The sequence below is a fragment of the Mesorhizobium sp. P2_H9 genome (genome assembly GCF_056403215.1).
The window spans coordinates 145,504-162,012 of the sequence record NZ_JBFUFX010000001.1 but is presented as its reverse complement, the minus strand read 5'-3'; the positions used below and the strand labels follow the sequence as shown (position 1 = coordinate 162,012).

Sequence of the window (16,509 nt, the reverse complement as noted above, 5' to 3'; positions counted from 1 at the left end):
TGGTTTGGGGGAACCGCCATGTTTGAGAGCCTGATCGGCCTTGTCGTCATCATCGCGATGTTCGTCATCGTCTCGCGCCAGCAGAGCCGCATCGGCCTGATCGAGCGCGAACTCGGCGCGCTGCGCAGCCTGGTTCTGTCAGGCGCGCATGCCGTGCTGCCAGAGGTCAAACCGGCCGAACAGACAGCAGCCGAAGGCAAGCCGGCGGACCCAGCTCCGGCAGCTGCAGTCATTGCCGACCTGGCTACGCCACCGGTGAGCGAGGCGGGCCAAGCACCAGCGACAGCTGAATCCGGCACTGCCGAGGTCGTTTCCGGACCATGGTCCGGCGACGCGGCACCGGTCGCAGCCGAGCCTGCCAAACCGGCGGCAGCGGCCAAAGCCGCGCAAAAACCCGACATCGAAACGGCACTCGGCACGCGCTGGGCGGTCTGGGTCGGCGGTATCGCGCTGGCGCTGGGTGGCCTGTTCCTGATCCGCTACACCATCGAAGCCGGCATTTTTGGCCCCGAGGTGCGGCTTGCCATGGCCGCGGTGCTCGGTCTGGTGCTGATTGCCGGCGGCGAGTTCATCAGGCGAACCGGCTTCAAGGTGCCGGTGCAAGGCGCTGCCGGCGCATACATCCCGGCGATCCTGACTGCGGCCGGCGCTTTCATTCTGTTCGGCACGGTCTACGCTGCGCACGCCATTTACGGTTTCGTCGGTCCGGCCTTCGCCTTCACCGTGCTTGGCGCCATCGGCGTGGCGACGATTGTCGCCGCTCTCGTCCACGGCCAGGCGCTGGCCGGCATCGGCCTCGTCGGCTCGATGGCGACGCCGGCGCTTGTCTCCTCGCAGGCGCCAAATCCATGGGCGCTGTTCGTCTATCTCGCGATCGTGCTGGCCGCCACTGCCGTGATCGCCCGCATGCGAGACTGGAAATTGCTGATGGCGGCCGCCTTCTTCGGCACCGGCGCCTGGACCATCGCCTACATGATGAGCGCGCCCGCCGCCGAGCTTGCCGTCATTCTGTTCATCAATGCGGTGACGCTGGCGGCGCTTGCCTTCATCTGGCTGGGCAGTCGTGTCGGCGAGGCGGAAACTGCGAAGAATGGCTTCGACTGGCCTTCGATCGTGCCGGGCGTTTTCGTTGCGTTTTCGGCGCTGGGCCTGTCCGTCGACTCCACGCTTGTCGCCGCCGGCGATGCTGTGCCGGGCGCGTTTGTCCTCGTCGCCCTTGTCGCCACCGCGCTCTATAGGCCGCGTGCTTTGCCGCTGCTGCATGCCGCCGGCGTGGTGAGCGTAATGATCTATCTCGGCATCATTCCGCCCACCACCATCGGCTCCGGTTTGTCCCAAGGCAATTTGGGCTTTGACGGCCTGCCGGTGGCGACCGGAAACCCTTGGACGCTGCACATCGGCCTCGGCCTCGGCCTGGTCTTCATCGGCGCAGGTTTCTGGGCCGCACGCCGCTTCGTCGCGTCGGCGCAGGTCCGCGCCGCCTCCTGGGCGGCGTGGGGCGTGATCGCGCCGCTGGTCATTCTGCTGGCGCTGTGGTTCACCTTCGGCAATCTCGATCGCGATCTTGGCTATGCAGCGGCCGCCGCACTTCTGGTCGCGGTCTTCGCCGCCGGCGGCGAGTGGATCGCGCGCGGTGAGGCGCCGCCGCTGCAGGGCGGCCCCGCCGTGTCGTTCGCGCTTGGTGGAGCGGCAATCGCCGGACTGCTGATGCTGCACATGGCCTTCGGCTCCGGCTGGACCACCATCCTGCTCGGTGTCGCGGCCATTGTGCCGGCGCTGGCGACGCGATGGCGCAGCTTTCCGGTGCTCGGCTGGATTTCGGTCGGCGCTGTGATCGCCGTGCTCGGCCGTGTCGCTTTCGATCCGACCATCGTCGGCGCCCAATTCCTGTCGACGACGCCGGTGTTCAACTGGCTGCTGCCGGGATATGGCGTGCCGGCGCTCGCCTTCGGCTTTGCCGCCTGGCAGCTTGCCCGCACCACCAATGGCCGGCCGCGCCTCGCCATGGAAGCGGCGGCGGCGCTGTTTGCGCTGCTGACCGTCGCCATGCTGGTGCGCCACGCCATGCATGGCGGCGTCATCGACACGGGTGCGATGACGCTCGCCGAACAGGCCATCTACACGCTGATCGCCATCGGCGCCGGCGCCATCCTGGTCGCCATCGACATGCGCTCGCCAAGCTCGGTGCTGCGCTATGGTTCGATGGCCGCCGGTGTGGTCTCGGTCGCCTTCATCGTTGTCCGGCATTTCGTGGTGCTGAATCCTTTGTTCACCGACGAATCGACAGGCCGCATCCCGGTGTTCAACCTGCTGTTCCTCGCCTATCTCCTGCCGGCGGTCGCTGCCGGCGGACTGGCGCTCTACGCCAGGGACAAGCGGCCGAAATGGTATGCGCAAATGCTGGCGCTGGTGGCGGCTGCGCTTGCCTTCGCCTATCCCACGCTGTCGGTCAGGCGCCTGTTCAAGGGCGAGTTCATCGGCCTGTGGAGCGGCCTCGGTCAGCTTGAAACCTACACCTATTCGGCACTCTGGCTGGTCATCGGCGTGGCGCTGCTCACCACCGGCGTCTGGCTGAAATCGCAGGTGCTGCGCATCGCCTCGGCTGCACTGATCTCGATCGCCGTGCTGAAGGTCTTCGTATTCGACATGTCGGAGCTGGAAGGCGTGCTGCGGGCGCTGTCCTTCATCGGTTTGGGGGCGGTGCTGATCGGCATCGGTCTGTTCTATCAGCGGCTGCTGACGCGGGCGGCGAAGGAAAACGGATAAAGGCAAGCAAGAACAATAAGATTTTCAGTCCGGCCGGGAATAAATCGGCAGCCGGCATCGTTATCTCATTGCTTGGGTGACCGGGGCGGCAGACCGCTTCGCGCTGGCCGCTTGCGCCGCGCTTCGAACGCGCGTTGAATTGGGATCAACAAAGGCGACCTCAGAACCAGCGGTCATGGACGAAAAGAAGGCAGCAATCCTTGGCGAAATACCGCGACTGCGCCGCTACGCACGCTCGCTTTTGCGCGACCGCGATTCTGCCGACGATCTCGTTCAGGACTGTCTCGAGCGGGCACTTATGCGGCTCGACAACTGGCAGACAGGAGAAAGCCCCAGGAGGTGGCTGTTTACGATCATGCATCATTTGTTCATCGACCAGATGCGCAAGGTGAACCGACGCGGCGAGGCCGCGATGCTGCCGCTGGAAGCGGGCGAGGCGCAGGCCGCCCCCGCCGAGCAGGTCGAGAGCATCGCCTCGCGCGAAATCATTGACGCCTTGCAGGCGATCAGCCCCGATCGCCGTGCCGCACTTGTCATGGTCGCCATCGAGGGCTTTTCCTATGCCGAAGCCGCCAACATTCTTGGTGTGCCCGCCGGCACGCTGATGTCGCGCATTGCGCGCGGGCGTGAGGAATTGCGCGGGCTGCTGGACGACACGGCGCGCCGCCGCTCGATAAGGATCGTCGAGAAATGACCCGCCGCGATTTTTCCGAACGCGACATCCACATGGCTCTCGACGGCGAACTGCCGGGCGACGAACGCATGGCTTACGACGCCTGGCTCGATGCCAATCCCGAAATGAAGGCGAGAAGCGCCCGCTTCACCGCGGACCGCGCCGCATTGCGTGCCGCCTTCGCCGGTGTGCTCGACGAGCCTGTGCCGGCGCGGCTCAGGCAAATCGTGCTCGGCGATGCGCCGGCAAGAGTGGCCGTGCCGCGATCGCGCTGGTGGCTTGCCGCCGCCGCCGCGGCGATTCTGGCCCTTGGTGGTGCTGGCGGTTATTTCGCCGGCATCGACGGAATTGGCCGGGAAGACGGAGCCGACGACCGGTTGGCCGAAGAGGCGATTGCCGCCCATGTCATCTATGCCGCCGAACAGCGTCATGCGGTGGAAGTGCCGGCCAGCGACATGGATCATCTGCAGACCTGGCTGTCCAACCGGGTCGGCCTGAAACTGGTCGCGCCGGATCTGGTGGCTGAAGGGTTCCAGTTCGTCGGCGGCCGGCTGTTGCCTGCCGGCCAGGGCAAGGCGGCGATGCTGCTTTACGAGAACGCCGAGGGCGAGCGCATATCGCTGTTCGTCACCGCCGAATCGGCCGAGAAGACCAAGGGCACCTACATGGTGGACGCCGATGGGCCCGAGGCGGTCTACTGGCTGGACAAGGGTTATGCCTGCGCCGTCGTCGGCTCGTTGCCGCGCGAGCGGCTGGCCGCTGTGGCCAAGAGCGCCTACGGCCAGCTTCTGGCCGGCCTGGCCAGTTGAACCGTGCCGTTTTCCGAGGCCGGCGCCAGTATCGAAAGACGGATACTGTTCAGAGTATTTGCGCCGCCTGACCTATAGAGAAACTGTCACAATTCGGCCCTAATCGAGGTGCGATAGCGCATTGATGAATGCCTGTGTTTCGGCTGGTGTTTGCGACGTTTTCGACCAGGGCCTTTTCTACAACCCAATCGAGGTTTTCTGAGCCCGCATGCCTGCCGAGATTCGCACGGCCCGCGCGTCCGACGTCGATGACCTCGCCGCCATCGAGAAGGCCGTTTTCGATAGCGACCGCATTTCCCGCCGCTCCTTTCGCCTGTTGATCGAGCGCGAGACCGCCGAAATGCTGGTCGCCGAAGACGACGGCCGTGTCGCCGGCTATGCGGTTGTGCTGTTTCGCAAGGGCAGCGGCGTCGCCCGGCTCTATTCCATCGCCACCAGCCCCTTTTTCAGTGGCCGCGGCATTGGCCGCATGCTGCTGCAAAAGGCGGAAGAGGCCGCCTTCGAGCACGACCGCATGATGCTTCGCCTCGAGGTGCGCGAGGACAACGCTCGAGCCATCCGCATCTACGAGCAGAGCGGCTATCGCAAGATCGGCCGTGAACCTGAATATTACGAGGACGGCGCCACGGCGCTCCGCTACGAAAAGACCTTGCGCGGCGACATTCCAGTCGCCACCAAGGTGCCGTTCTACCAGCAGACTTGCGAATTCACCTGCGGCCCTTGCTGCCTGATGATGGCGATGGCCAATTTCGATGCCGGCTTCGTGCCCGATCCGATCATGGAAATTCGCCTCTGGCGCGAATCGACCACCGTCTTCATGATGTCGGGACCAGGCGGCTGTGAGCCCTTCGGCCTCGCCGTCTCCGGCTATGAAAGCGGGCTTTCGGCGGAAATCTACGTCTCCTTCTACGGCGCTTTGTTCCTGCAGTCGGTGCGCAGCGAAGACAAGCGCAGGGTGATGGAACTGGCGCAGGTAGACTTTCGCCGCCGTGCGGAACAATACGGCATCCCGGTGAATTACCGTCCGTTCGCCATCGACGATATCCGCAGCGCGATTGCGGAGGGAAAACTGGTGCTGGTGCTGATTAGCGGCTTCCTGATGTTCGGCAAGAAGGTTCCGCACTGGGTGCTGGCCATCGGTGACGACGGCGACCATATCCTGATCCACGATCCCTGGGTCGAGGATGAGAGACAGGAGACCATCCTTGATGCCGCCAATATTCCCGTGCCTTACGGCATCTTCATGAACATGGCGCAGTTCGGCCGCGACGGACTGCGCGCCGCCATCACTCTGGGAAGGCGCTGACAACAATGACCTGGGTCATCCTTACCGGCCGGCAGAGCGATCTCGATCAGGTGGCGACGCCGCACAAGATCATCACCAATCGCGACTATCTCGCGCATCCGTCGCTGTTTCGCGGCCAGCGGCCGAAGGTCATCAACCTGTCGAACAATTACGGCTACCAGAGCCGCGGCTACTATGCCTCGCTGCTCGCCGGTTCGCGCGGTCACAAGGTCATCCCTACGGTCGAAACGATGATCGACCTGTCGGAGCGCAAGCTCTATGAGCACGCACTGCCGGAACTGGAACTGGCGCTCAACAAATGCCGCAAGGATCTCGGCGGCGCCTTTCCGCAAAAGGTCTGCATCTTCTTCGGCATCGGCCCGTCCAAGATTTGGGACCGCTTCGCCAAGCTGCTGTTCGACTGGTTCCGCGCGCCGGCGCTGGAGGTTCACATCAAGGACAGCGCCGAATGGGCATCGATCCGCAAGATCGGTTTTCATCCGCTGGCTAGGATGACCGAAGAGGAAGAAAAGCACTTCATCCAGTGTCTGGAGACCTACACCAACCGCGAGTGGCGCGACACCAAGGGCCGCACGCCGGCGCGCTACACCTTCGCCACGCTGGTCGATCCGCATGAGGAACTGCCGCCGTCGGAGATTTCGTCGCTGCGCTACTGGGCCAAGATCGCCGAAAAGATGGGCGTCGAAATCGAGCCGATCACCCGGAAGGATCTGGCCAAGCTTGCCAATTATGACGCGCTGTTCATCCGCGAGACCACTTCGATCTCCAACCATACTTACCGCTTTGCCCGCCGCGCCCAGCAGGAAGGCATGCCGGTCATCGACGACCCGTTGTCGATGATCCGCTGCACCAACAAGGTCTATCTCAACGAGCTGATGACCTACAACAAGGTGCCGGTGCCGCCGACGGTGATGATCGCCGGCGTCTCCGACCTCGAAGTGGCGGCGCAGACGCTGGGTTTCCCGCTGGTGCTGAAGATCCCGGACTCCTCGTTTTCGCGTGGCGTCAAGAAATGCGAGACCTTCGAGGAACTGAAGCAGCTGGCGACCGAATGGCTGGAGGATTCCGATCTCCTGATCGCGCAGAAATTCATTCCGACCGAATATGACTGGCGCGTCGGCGTGCTTGGTGGCCAGCCGCTGTTTGCCGTGCACTATCTGATGGCCAAGAAGCACTGGCAGATCGTCAACCACAAGGCCAACGGCAAGCCCGACCAGGGCGGCATCAAAACCTTCACGCTGAAGGAAGCGCCGGCCCATGTCGTTGAGACGGCGGTCAAGGCGGCGCGCTGCATCGGCGACGGCCTCTACGGCGTCGACCTCAAGGAAACCAAGGACGGTGTCTTCGTCATCGAGGTCAACGACAATCCCAATCTCGACCATGGCTGGGAGGACTCCGGCGAAAAGGACGAGGTCTGGGTGCGGCTGACGCAATGGTTCCTGGAGCGGCTCGACCGTCCCGGGCGGTAATTCACCGAGGGGAAAAATGCTTTTCATCGTGATCGAGGACTTTACCGGCTGCGATCGCAGGGAGATCTACCGTCGCTTTCGCGACCGCGGTCGCCTGAAGCCGGACGAGCTTGTCGTGCACCACAGCTGGATCGCGGCGGATATGAGTCGCTGCTTCCTGCTGGTGGAGGCCGATGACGTCACGCTGCTGCAGCGCTGGGTCATCGAATGGGCGGATCTGGTGGAGTTCGAGATCGTTCCCGTGGCAACGAGCAAGGACATGGTGGTGGCATTGAGCGGGCACCTCTGAACGGCCGCAAGCCATCACCGGAGCGCCAGCGACCCCACCGATTTTAGGCATTCGTCGATCAGCCATGTACGGAATGCCGCCACCACATCGCGCCGTGCGCTCCGCTCCGGGATCGTCAGGCAATAGGGCTGGCGCAGCTCGATCGAGCGGGCGACCGGCCTCACCAGCCTGCCATCCTCCACCGCCTCGGCGCAAAAGACACCTTGCGCCAGCGCCACACCCAGTCCTGAGACGGCAAGGTCGAGCGCTGCCCGCGACGAGTTGGCCGAGAGACCGCGCTGTGTGGCCCGACCGGGCGCAACGCCGCCCGCCTCGAACCAGGTGCGCCAGGATGGAAAGGACGCGCCGGTCGGCCCCCAATCCGTATGGATCAGCGGCAGTCCGGCGAGACCTTCGGGCCTGATCTCGCCTGCGAGTCCCGGCGCGCAGACGGGATAGACGGCGTCCCTGACGATGTCCTGCGTCGGCTGGTCGCGATAATGCGGACCGTAGGAGAGCCTGATGTCGATCAGCTCGCGGTCGAACGACACCGGGTCATCGTCGCCTCGGAGCGATATGTCGACGGCGCCACGGCTGGCGACAAAGCCGGCGAGACGCTGGGAAAGCCAGCCCATCGCCATCGATGGCGGCACCGACACCACCAGCCTGGGGCGGAACGCATCGCCGCCCAGCTCACGCGAGACGCTGCCGATCTCCTGGAAGGCCATGCTCAGCCTGGGCAGCATCTCGACGCCGGCTTCTGTGAGGACGACGCGCCGGTTGATCCGGTGGAACAGCTTGCGGCCCATCTGCTCCTCGACGGTGCGGATGAGCTGGCTGACGGCGGCCGCCGAGATTGAGAGTTCTTCCGCCGCCGCGGCAAAGCTGCCCGAGCGGGCAGCTGCCTCGAAGGCTTGAAGTCCTTTCAGCGAAGGCAGCATGGCCATTTCGTCGATCCGATAGATAAGCTCAGCTTACCTATTTTGCAGAAATCCTCGTTTTTCGAAAGGTTTCTTGTTGGAGTAGGTTGGCTCCATGAACACATCAGCCCAAAATGAGCCCAGGGATCATCGCGACGTGATTGCATCGCTGACGCAGCAGCAGCGCGACCGGCTGACCGCCAAGTCGGATCGCCTCGGACTGGTCCAGCTCGCTGCGCATTGGGGTGCGATCATCGTCCTCGGGGTGCTGATCGCCGCCAAAGTACCGTTCTGGCCGCTGCTGATGCTGCCGCAAGGCATACTGATCGTCTTCCTGTTCACGCTGCTGCACGAGACGGTGCATCGCACCGCCTTCGAAACGCAGCGGCTGAACGATCTGGTGGCGCGCGCCGCGAGCCTCGCGATCGCGCTGCCGGCCGACTGGTTCCGCTATTTCCATTTCGCCCATCACCGCTTCACCCAGGACCCGGAAAACGATCCCGAGCTGGCCTTTCCGAAGCCTGAGACATGGCGGCAGTATTTGATCCACGTCTCCGGGATTCCGCTGTGGTGGGGACAATTCAAGACGCTCTACGTCAACGCCACCGGCCGATGCAGCGGCAGCTACGTGCCGCCAAAGGGCCACCCCAAGGTGCGCGCCGAGGCGCGCGCCATGATCGCCTTCTATGCCGTCGTGCTTGTGCTGGCGCTATGGTTCAAGGCGACGGTGCTGCTCTATGTCTGGATCGTGCCGGCGCTGCTCGGACAGCCTTTCCTGCGGCTCTACCTGCTGGCCGAGCATGGCCGCTGCCCGCTGGTCGCCAACATGCTGGAGAACACCAGGACGACGCTGACCAACTGGCTGGTCCGCAAGCTCGCCTGGAACATGCCCTTTCATGCCGAGCATCATGCCTATCCGGGCGTGCCTTTCCATCAGCTGCCGCAGTTTCATGCCCTGATAGAGCGCCATCTCAAGGTGGTTGAGCCCGGCTATGTCAGCTTCCATGAAAAATACATCGAGACGCTGCGTTGACTGCTGCAGTCAGACCGTCTGCGGCAGCGTCTGCTCGACGAGGGTGACGAAATAGCTGAGCACAATCGGAACGATCGCGTCGTTGAAGACGTAGCGATCGCCGTGCAGCCCTTCGCCGGGTCCGACATCGCCAGCCCCGATCCACGCATAGCAGCCGCCGGCTTCGCGAATCATGTAGGCGAAATCCTCACAGCCCAGGCTCGGGTTGAATTCCGTCTCGACTTGCTCGCGGCCGACGACGGAGGCGGCGGCCTGAACGGCCCGGGCTGTCGCCGCGGACGTGTTGATCACCGGCGGGTAGCCTTTCCTGTAGCTGAGCTTGCTGGCGAGGGTATGTGCGGCGGCGATCCCTTGCGCGATGTCGCCGATGAGCTTTTCGCAATGGTCCGACAGCGCGGGTTCGAAGAAGCGGCAGGTTCCTTGCAGCCAGACCTTGCCCGGCACGATGTTGCCGACATTGCCGCCATGGATTTGCGTGATCGAGACGACCAGCGCCGTCTGCGGATCGACCGAGCGGCTGACGATACGCTGGACAGACTGGACGAAAGCTCCGGCTGCGAGGATCGGGTCATCGCCGAGCTGCGGCATGGCGGCATGTGCGCCGGTGCCCTCGAAGCTCAGTTCGAAATTGTCGACGGCCGCCATCATCGGACCGGCACGGGTGGCAATCGTCCCCAGTGCTACGCCAGGCCAGTTGTGGACTGCGTACACGCCTTCCACCGGGAAGCGCTCGAAAATCCCGTCCTCGATCATCCGCATGCTGCCGCCTTCATTCTCCTCGGCCGGCTGGAAGATGAAATAGATGGTTCCGTCAAAGGCGCGGCTGTCGCTCAGCAGTTTTGCAGCACCGAGCAGCATCGACATGTGGCCGTCATGGCCGCAGGCATGCATCACGCCTGGCTTTTTCGAAGCGTAGGGCGATCCCGTCTTCTCCAAGACAGGCAAGGCATCCAGCTCGGCCCTCAGCCCGATCGCACGCGAGCCTGATCCGCTCCTGAGAACGCCGACCACGCCGGTGCCGCCAATCCCTTCATGGACTTCATCGAGCCCGAAGGCGCGCAGCCGGTCGGCAACGAAGCGCGCGGTCTCATGCTCGTTGAAGCCGAGTTCGGGATTGGCATGTATATGATGCCGCCAGGCGATCACCTCCGGTGTGAGGGCAGCGACGGGGTCATTGTGCAGCATTGCGCTCTCCTTCCTGGCCGACTTAAAGTCGGCGCGGTTCGGGTCGATGATGTCGCATGGAAATAGAGCGTTGGATCGGCAGCGTCTTGAACAGGATTGACCATGTCGAGAATTCCGGATCCCAAGGCAGAGACGACGCAGTTCTGGCGCCACCCTCGCTTTCGCGATCTCGGCATGCTCAAGGCGCGCTTCACCCGGCATCGCTATGACCTGCACACGCATCCGACCTACGTCATCGCGCTGATCACGCAAGGATGCGAGCGCGTCCGCATCGGGAGCCAGACCGTGGTCGCGCCGTCCGGCACGGTGCTGATCGTCAATCCCGAGGTGTGGCATGACGGCGAGGCGGGTGCCGATGCAGGCTGGGCCTACCGGACCTTCTATCCCTCAGTCCCGCTGATGAGCACGGTCGCCGCGGAACTGGGGCAAGATCGTGCGCCGCTGTTTTCACAGGCGATCACCGATGATAGCGACCTCGTCCAGGCGGTCGGCATGGCGCATCATGGCTCGACATCCGGTGACGCCACGAGCGCCGAAACATCCATGCTGATCGCCTTGCGCAAGCTCATTCTTCGCTATGGCGATTGGGGCGGCCGGCAGCGCGAGGCGGTTGAAAGTTTCGGGTCGCGGACAAGGCTCTCGATCTACGAGCAGGTCATCGAGGACAACCTCAGCGCCGAACTCGACCTGCAACGGCTCGCTCAAGCTGCCGGCGTGACCCGGTTCCAGGTGATCAGGGATTTCAGGAAATTGGTGGGTCTCACCCCGGCGGCATTCATCCGCGATCGAAAATTGCGCCGCGCCAACCTGCTGATCCAGCAGGGCTCAAGTCTCGCCGATGCTGCCTTTGCCGCCGGCTTCTCGGACCAGAGCCATCTCTCCCGCATTTTCCGTGCGGCGCACGGAATGACGCCGGGGATGTTCAGGCGGGCTGGCTGACATGGCGCTCAACCGGATTGGCTGAGCACCACGCTGGTTTTCATCAGACGATTGATGTCCGCCACCTTCGACGGCACGCCGATCAGATAGCCCTGCGCCTCGACGCAGCCATATTTGCGCAGCGTGTCCAGCTGGGCATCGGTCTCGACGCCTTCGGCGGTAACGGTGATGCCAAGCTCCTTGCCAAGCCCGATGATGGTGCGCACGATCGCCGCGGTCTCGTGGCCGTCGATGTCGCGGATGAAGGAGCGGTCGATCTTGATCTTGTCGACGGGGAAGCGCCGGAGATAGCCCAGCGACGAATAGCCGGTGCCGAAATCGTCGAGCGCAATGCGGATGCCGAGATCGCGCAGCTGCCTGAGCGTCTTCAGCACCGTGTCGCTTTCGTCCATCAGCACCGTCTCGGTGATTTCCAGTTCGAGCCGGTTGGCCGGGACGCCGGAAAATGCCAGCGCCGAGATGACGCTGCGGGCAAAGCCACCGCTCTTGATCTGCACCGCCGAGACATTGACCGCGATGCGCAGTCCGTTCGGCCAGGCCGCTGCCACCATGCAGGCTTTTCGCAACGCCCAGTCGCCCAACTGAACGATCAGCCCGGTCTCTTCGGCGACCGCAATGAAGTCGTCGGGCGCCACCAGGCCGCGGGCCGGCGAATGCCAGCGCATCAGGGCTTCGGCACCGACGATGTCGCCAGAGGCGATGTTCATGATCGGTTGGAAATCCAGTGCGAATTCGCGCCGCGGCAATGCCGCTTCGAGGTCGGTTTCAAGTGCCCGCCGCGCCCGCACCATCGCGTCCATGCCCGGCTCGAAGAATCGATAGACGTTGCGGCCTTCGCTCTTGCCCCGGTAGAGCGCCATGTCTGCGTTCTTCAACAGTGTGTCGGCATCCGTGCCGTCATTGGGGTAAAGCGCGATGCCGAGGCTGATGCCGACATGCATGTCGCGGCTTTTGTCGCGAAACGGTTTGCCGATGATGTCGACGATGCGCTTTGCCAGTTTCTCGGCGTCGGCAGCGCCCTTGGGGTTGAACTGGATGATCGCGAACTCGTCGCCGCCGAAGCGGGCGACCACATCGGTTTCGTTGCGCAGGCAGCGCTGCAGCCGCTCGGCCACGCATTTCAACAGCCAGTCGCCGGCCGGGTGACCCCAGGTGTCGTTCACGGCCTTGAAGCGATCGAGGTCGAGCGAGAAGATCGCCAGCAGTGTGCCTTTGGCCTCGCTCAAGGCGCGGTCGAGCCGTTCGCGGAACATCGAACGATTGGGCAGGTTGGTCAGCGTGTCGTGATGCGCAAGATGGGTCATACGCTCTTCGACAAGCTGGCGCTCGGTGACGTCGTCGAACGTCGTTACCCAGCCGCCGCCGCTCATGAGCCGGCGCGTGACCAGAAGCGTCCTGCCATCCGTAAGATGGCGATATGCCGAATGCGTTTTCGTCGCCTTCAGGCAGGCTTCGGTCTTGGTGACTTCGCTGTCGACGTCGATCTTGGTGTAGATGCCCAGTTCCAGCAGTTTTTCGAGCGCGTCGCGGTGCGTCGTTCCGAATGGGAAGTCGGCCGCGTTGACCTGATAGAGCTCCAGAAAACGCTCATTGCGCACGATCATCTTGCCGTCGGCGTCATACATCAACAGGCCTTGCGACATGTTGGCGAGCGCCGCGTCGAAGCGGCGATGCTGCTCCTTCAGCTCCAGCTCGGCGCGTCGCTGCTCGGTGATGTCTTCATAGATCGACACCCAGCCGCCCGGCGCCAGCGGCCGGTGCGTGATGTTGATGACGCGTCCGTCCGACAGCTTCTCCTCGTAGGTCGAGGCTTTCGCCTGGTCGATATAGGGCTTGCGGATGGCATAGAGTTCCGCGGCACTGTGGAAGGCGACGCCGATGTCGACGCTGTGCTGGAGGATATCGAAGAACCGGATGCCGGGCTGTACGACATCGGCATCGAGGCGGAAGATGTCGAGGTAGTTGCCGTTGCAAATGATCATCCGCTCATCGGCATCGAACATGCACAGGCCATGCGACATGTTCTCGACAGCTGCCGAAAAGCGCTCGTTCTGTTGGCGCAGTTCGTCCTCGATCCGTCGCGGCGTGGCCACACCTTCGGCCTCCTGTCCTGGGACAGGCGAACCAACCTCGGTATGAGCGACGGGCATGAGGCGAGCCTGCAGACCGTGAGTAAACACGGATACTTGTCGCCACGCCGGTTAATTTACCGTTTTTTCAGGAACCGGAATGCACCGCAACGGCCGCCTGCCGGCTGGTTTCAAGCGCCGCGAACCGCTTGAGGAAGGCATTCTGCGCCCAGGTCACCGAGCGCGGCGTGAAATCGAAGCGCTCGGCGTTGAAGCCGCGCGGCCGGCCGAAGAACTCCGTAGCCTCGGCGGTCGAAAACCCGGCCAGCAACGTCGCCTCGAAATAGGCGGCGATCTGGTCGGCGCGCTTGATCTCCTTGCGCAGCGTCGCACCGAGTTCCTGCGGCAGCGAAAAGCGCTGATGGATGGCGTGCTGCAGCCGCAGCTCGCAATCCTTGTAGCTGCCGCCCATCACCGATTTGAACGGCGAGATCATGTCGCCGATGACATATTCCGGTGCGTCGTGCAGCAGCGCCGCCAGCCTTGCGTCGGGCGAAGCGTCGGGCACCAGCTCGGAAAACAGCGCCTCGACCAGCAGCGAATGCTGGGCAACGGAAAAGGCATGCTCACCGCTGGTCTGGCCGTTCCAGCGGGCGACGCGGGCGAGACCATGGGCGATATCGGAAATCTCGATGTCGAGCGGTGAGGGGTCAAGCAGGTCGAGCCGTCGTCCCGACAGCATGCGCTGCCAGGCGCGGGGCGGGGCGCCTGCGCGATCGGCCGCCATCAGGCTTCCTCCGCACCGACGGCTTCCCTGGGAAAGCCGAACTTTGCCCAGGCCGGAATGGCAAGCGAGACGGTGACGTCACCGGCCATGACAGGCTGGCCGGCATCGAGCGCCGCCTTAACGCGGTCGATGCGGGCGATGGCAAGGCCGGTCGTGCCGGCAGTCGAACCGAGCGTGCCGACCGGCCGCCCGGCGACCGTCAGTTCCGTGCCCGGAGCGGGCAGGGGACTTTCGCCCTGCACGATCAGCACCCGCCGTCTGGCAGTGCCACGATGCTGCATGCGCGAGACAACCTCCTGACCGACATAGCAGCCCTTCTTGAAGCCGACGCCGCCGGTCTCGTCGAGCAGCACATCGTGCGGGAAGGCGTCATTGAGTTGATAGTCGCTGCCACTTTCGGCGATGCCATGGGCAATGCGCAGGGCTTGCCAGGCGGCGGGGTCACCATTCTCGCCGCCGCCGCCGCCGTAGAGGCGCGTGACGGCCGCGTCGACGAAGCGCGCATCGGCAACGTCAGTTGAATCAGATTGTGAGGCAGTTGAGTCATCGCCCCAGGCGACAGTGACAAGTCCTTGATCGGTCTTGGCAATCTCGACCTTGGCGCGCAATTTGTAGAGCGTCAGCCGGCGCACGAAATCATCGGCAACCTCCGCGCGGCATTCCAGGCGGAAAGCATTGTCACTGGTGCGCGAGATCAGGAAATCGAACAGGATCTTGCCTTGCGGCGTCAGCAGCGCACCCGGCTTTGCCTCACCGACGCGCAGTACGCCGAGGTCGGTGGTCAGAATGTTCTGCAAAAAATGCTCGGCATCCGGGCCTGACACGGCAATGAGGGCGCGGTCTCTCAGCAGGGCAAAGGGCATGGGTGAAAAGCAGCCTGATCTTGCAAAACGGTCGGCCTTTACGTAAGCCGCTGATACTCCCCCCGCAAGAGACTGGAGCCACATGGCCACGACCTACGACCTCATCCTGACAGGCGGCACGGTGGTCAACCATGACGGCGAGGGTTTTCGCGACATCGGCGTCAGCGGCGGCCGCGTCGCGGCAATAGGCGATCTCGGCCAGGCCTCGGCCGGTGAGACGATCGACTGCCGCGGCCTGCACATCCTGCCCGGCGTCGTCGACAGCCAGGTGCATTTCCGCGAGCCCGGGCTGGAGCACAAGGAAGATCTGGATAGCGGTTCGCGTGCTGCGGTGCTGGGCGGCGTCACCGCCGTGTTCGAGATGCCCAACACCAACCCGCTGACCACCAGCGAGGCGGCGCTCGCCGACAAGCTGCGGCGCGCCTCCGGCCGCATGCATTGCGACTTTGCCTTCTGGGTCGGTGGCACTCGCGAGAATGCCAAAGACGTTGGCGAGCTCGAACGGCTGCCGGGTGCCGCCGGCATCAAAGTGTTCATGGGTTCGTCCACCGGCGACCTGCTGGTCGAGGACGACGAAGGCGTAGCCTCGATCCTGAGGAACACACGCCGCCGTGCCGCCTTTCACTCCGAGGATGAGTTCCGGCTGCGCGAGCGCCTCGGCGAGCGCATTGACGGCGATCCGTCATCACATCCGGTGTGGCGCGACGAAATCGCGGCCCTGCGCTGCACTGAGCGCCTCGTGCGCATCGCGCGACAGGTGCGCGCCCGCATCCATGTGCTCCACATCTCGACCGCCGAGGAAATCGTGTTCCTCGAACAGCACAAGGATGTCGCCACCTGCGAGGCGACGCCGCACCACCTGACGTTGAGCGCGGACGACTATGCGCGGCTGGGCACGCTGATCCAGATGAATCCGCCTGTGCGGGCGGCGCGCCACCGTGACGGCGTCTGGCACGGCATTGGGCAAGGCATCGTCGATGTTCTGGGTTCCGACCACGCCCCGCACACGCTGACTGAGAAGGCAAAGCCCTATCCTGCCTCGCCGTCGGGCATGACCGGCGTGCAGACGCTGGTGCCGATCATGCTCGATCACGTCAACGCCGGCCGGCTGACCTTGCAGCGTTTCGTCGATCTCTCCAGCCACGGCCCGCAGCGCATCTTCGGCATGGCCAGAAAAGGCCGCATCGCCGCTGGCTACGACGCCGATTTCACCATTGTCGATCTGAAGCGCCGGCAGACGATCACCAACGCCCAGGCCGGCTCGAAGGCCGGTTGGACGCCTTATGACGGCAAAGACATCACCGGCTGGCCGATTGGCACCGTCGTGCGCGGCCGGCGCGTCATGTGGGACGGCGAGATCGTCACGCCGGGCCAGGGCAAGGCAGTGGAGTTTTCCGAGGCGTTGCCGACCTAGGCTTTTGC

14 protein-coding genes are annotated in these 16,509 nt (G+C 63.9%); 9 read left to right on the top strand and 5 right to left on the bottom strand.

Going from position 1 to position 16,509, the window contains the following annotated elements; translation table 11 throughout:
• The first annotated feature begins 18 nt into the window (after positions 1 to 18).
• The 6 genes from AC1DXN_RS00860 (at position 19) to AC1DXN_RS00835 (ending at position 7,312) form a co-directional block, all read left to right on the top strand.
• On the top strand, positions 19 to 2,766 hold the full coding sequence (locus tag AC1DXN_RS00860; protein ID WP_477272142.1) for a DUF2339 domain-containing protein: 2,748 nt from the start codon (positions 19 to 21) through the stop codon (positions 2,764 to 2,766).
• 175 nt (positions 2,767 to 2,941) lie between these two features.
• Positions 2,942 to 3,460: a sigma-70 family RNA polymerase sigma factor gene (locus AC1DXN_RS00855; RefSeq protein WP_477243928.1), complete on the top strand. Its 519-nt coding sequence runs from the start codon at positions 2,942 to 2,944 to the stop codon at positions 3,458 to 3,460.
• Positions 3,457 to 4,248, top strand: coding sequence for an anti-sigma factor family protein (locus AC1DXN_RS00850; RefSeq protein WP_477272144.1), 792 nt, complete (start codon positions 3,457 to 3,459; stop codon positions 4,246 to 4,248). The genes AC1DXN_RS00855 and AC1DXN_RS00850 overlap by 4 nt, the downstream gene beginning before the upstream one ends.
• A 208-nt stretch (positions 4,249 to 4,456) precedes the next feature.
• On the top strand, positions 4,457 to 5,554 hold the full coding sequence (locus tag AC1DXN_RS00845) for a peptidase C39 family protein (protein ID WP_477272146.1): 1,098 nt from the start codon (positions 4,457 to 4,459) through the stop codon (positions 5,552 to 5,554).
• A 5-nt stretch (positions 5,555 to 5,559) separates the two neighbouring features.
• Positions 5,560 to 7,023: a RimK family protein gene (locus AC1DXN_RS00840; protein ID WP_477272148.1), complete on the top strand. Its 1,464-nt coding sequence runs from the start codon at positions 5,560 to 5,562 to the stop codon at positions 7,021 to 7,023.
• A gap of 16 nt (positions 7,024 to 7,039) precedes the next feature.
• Positions 7,040 to 7,312, top strand: a complete 273-nt coding sequence (locus tag AC1DXN_RS00835; protein ID WP_477272150.1) for a DUF3303 domain-containing protein — start codon at positions 7,040 to 7,042, stop codon at positions 7,310 to 7,312.
• Between the two features lie 14 nt (positions 7,313 to 7,326).
• Here the strand turns inward: AC1DXN_RS00835 and AC1DXN_RS00830 are convergent, their stop codons facing one another.
• Positions 7,327 to 8,238 carry a LysR substrate-binding domain-containing protein gene (locus AC1DXN_RS00830; RefSeq protein WP_477272152.1) on the bottom strand — a complete coding sequence of 304 codons (912 nt, stop codon included), beginning with the start codon at positions 8,236 to 8,238 and terminating at the stop codon, positions 7,327 to 7,329.
• An 88-nt stretch (positions 8,239 to 8,326) separates the two neighbouring features.
• On the opposite strand from AC1DXN_RS00830, the gene AC1DXN_RS00825 reads away from it, so the two are divergent.
• Positions 8,327 to 9,244: a fatty acid desaturase family protein gene (locus AC1DXN_RS00825; protein WP_477272154.1), complete on the top strand. Its 918-nt coding sequence runs from the start codon at positions 8,327 to 8,329 to the stop codon at positions 9,242 to 9,244.
• Between the two features lie 9 nt (positions 9,245 to 9,253).
• On the opposite strand, the gene AC1DXN_RS00820 is transcribed toward AC1DXN_RS00825, so the two are convergent.
• The gene (locus AC1DXN_RS00820; protein WP_477272156.1) at positions 9,254 to 10,429 is read right to left on the bottom strand and encodes an amidohydrolase; all 1,176 of its coding nucleotides are present in this window, start codon (positions 10,427 to 10,429) and stop codon (positions 9,254 to 9,256) included.
• A 102-nt stretch (positions 10,430 to 10,531) separates the two neighbouring features.
• Between AC1DXN_RS00820 and AC1DXN_RS00815 the strand changes: the two genes are divergently transcribed.
• Complete coding sequence (locus AC1DXN_RS00815; protein ID WP_477272158.1) at positions 10,532 to 11,368, top strand: AraC family transcriptional regulator; 837 nt, start codon at positions 10,532 to 10,534, stop codon at positions 11,366 to 11,368.
• Between the two features lie 8 nt (positions 11,369 to 11,376).
• Here AC1DXN_RS00815 and AC1DXN_RS00810 read toward each other — a convergent pair whose 3' ends face one another.
• From AC1DXN_RS00810 to ygfZ, 3 genes are all read right to left on the bottom strand, one after another.
• Entirely contained in the window at positions 11,377 to 13,518 is a 2,142-nt protein-coding gene (locus AC1DXN_RS00810; protein WP_477272160.1) for a putative bifunctional diguanylate cyclase/phosphodiesterase, read from the bottom strand.
• A 67-nt stretch (positions 13,519 to 13,585) separates the two neighbouring features.
• Complete coding sequence (locus AC1DXN_RS00805; RefSeq protein ID WP_477272162.1) at positions 13,586 to 14,224, bottom strand: YfbR-like 5'-deoxynucleotidase; 639 nt, start codon at positions 14,222 to 14,224, stop codon at positions 13,586 to 13,588.
• A complete protein-coding gene (gene ygfZ, locus AC1DXN_RS00800; protein WP_477272164.1) occupies positions 14,224 to 15,087 on the bottom strand; it encodes a CAF17-like 4Fe-4S cluster assembly/insertion protein YgfZ in 864 nt (287 codons plus the stop codon). The genes AC1DXN_RS00805 and ygfZ overlap by 1 nt, the downstream gene beginning before the upstream one ends.
• A gap of 82 nt (positions 15,088 to 15,169) precedes the next feature.
• On the opposite strand from ygfZ, the gene AC1DXN_RS00795 reads away from it, so the two are divergent.
• Positions 15,170 to 16,501: a dihydroorotase gene (locus AC1DXN_RS00795; protein ID WP_477272166.1), complete on the top strand. Its 1,332-nt coding sequence runs from the start codon at positions 15,170 to 15,172 to the stop codon at positions 16,499 to 16,501.
• Positions 16,502 to 16,509: the final 8 nt, after the last annotated feature.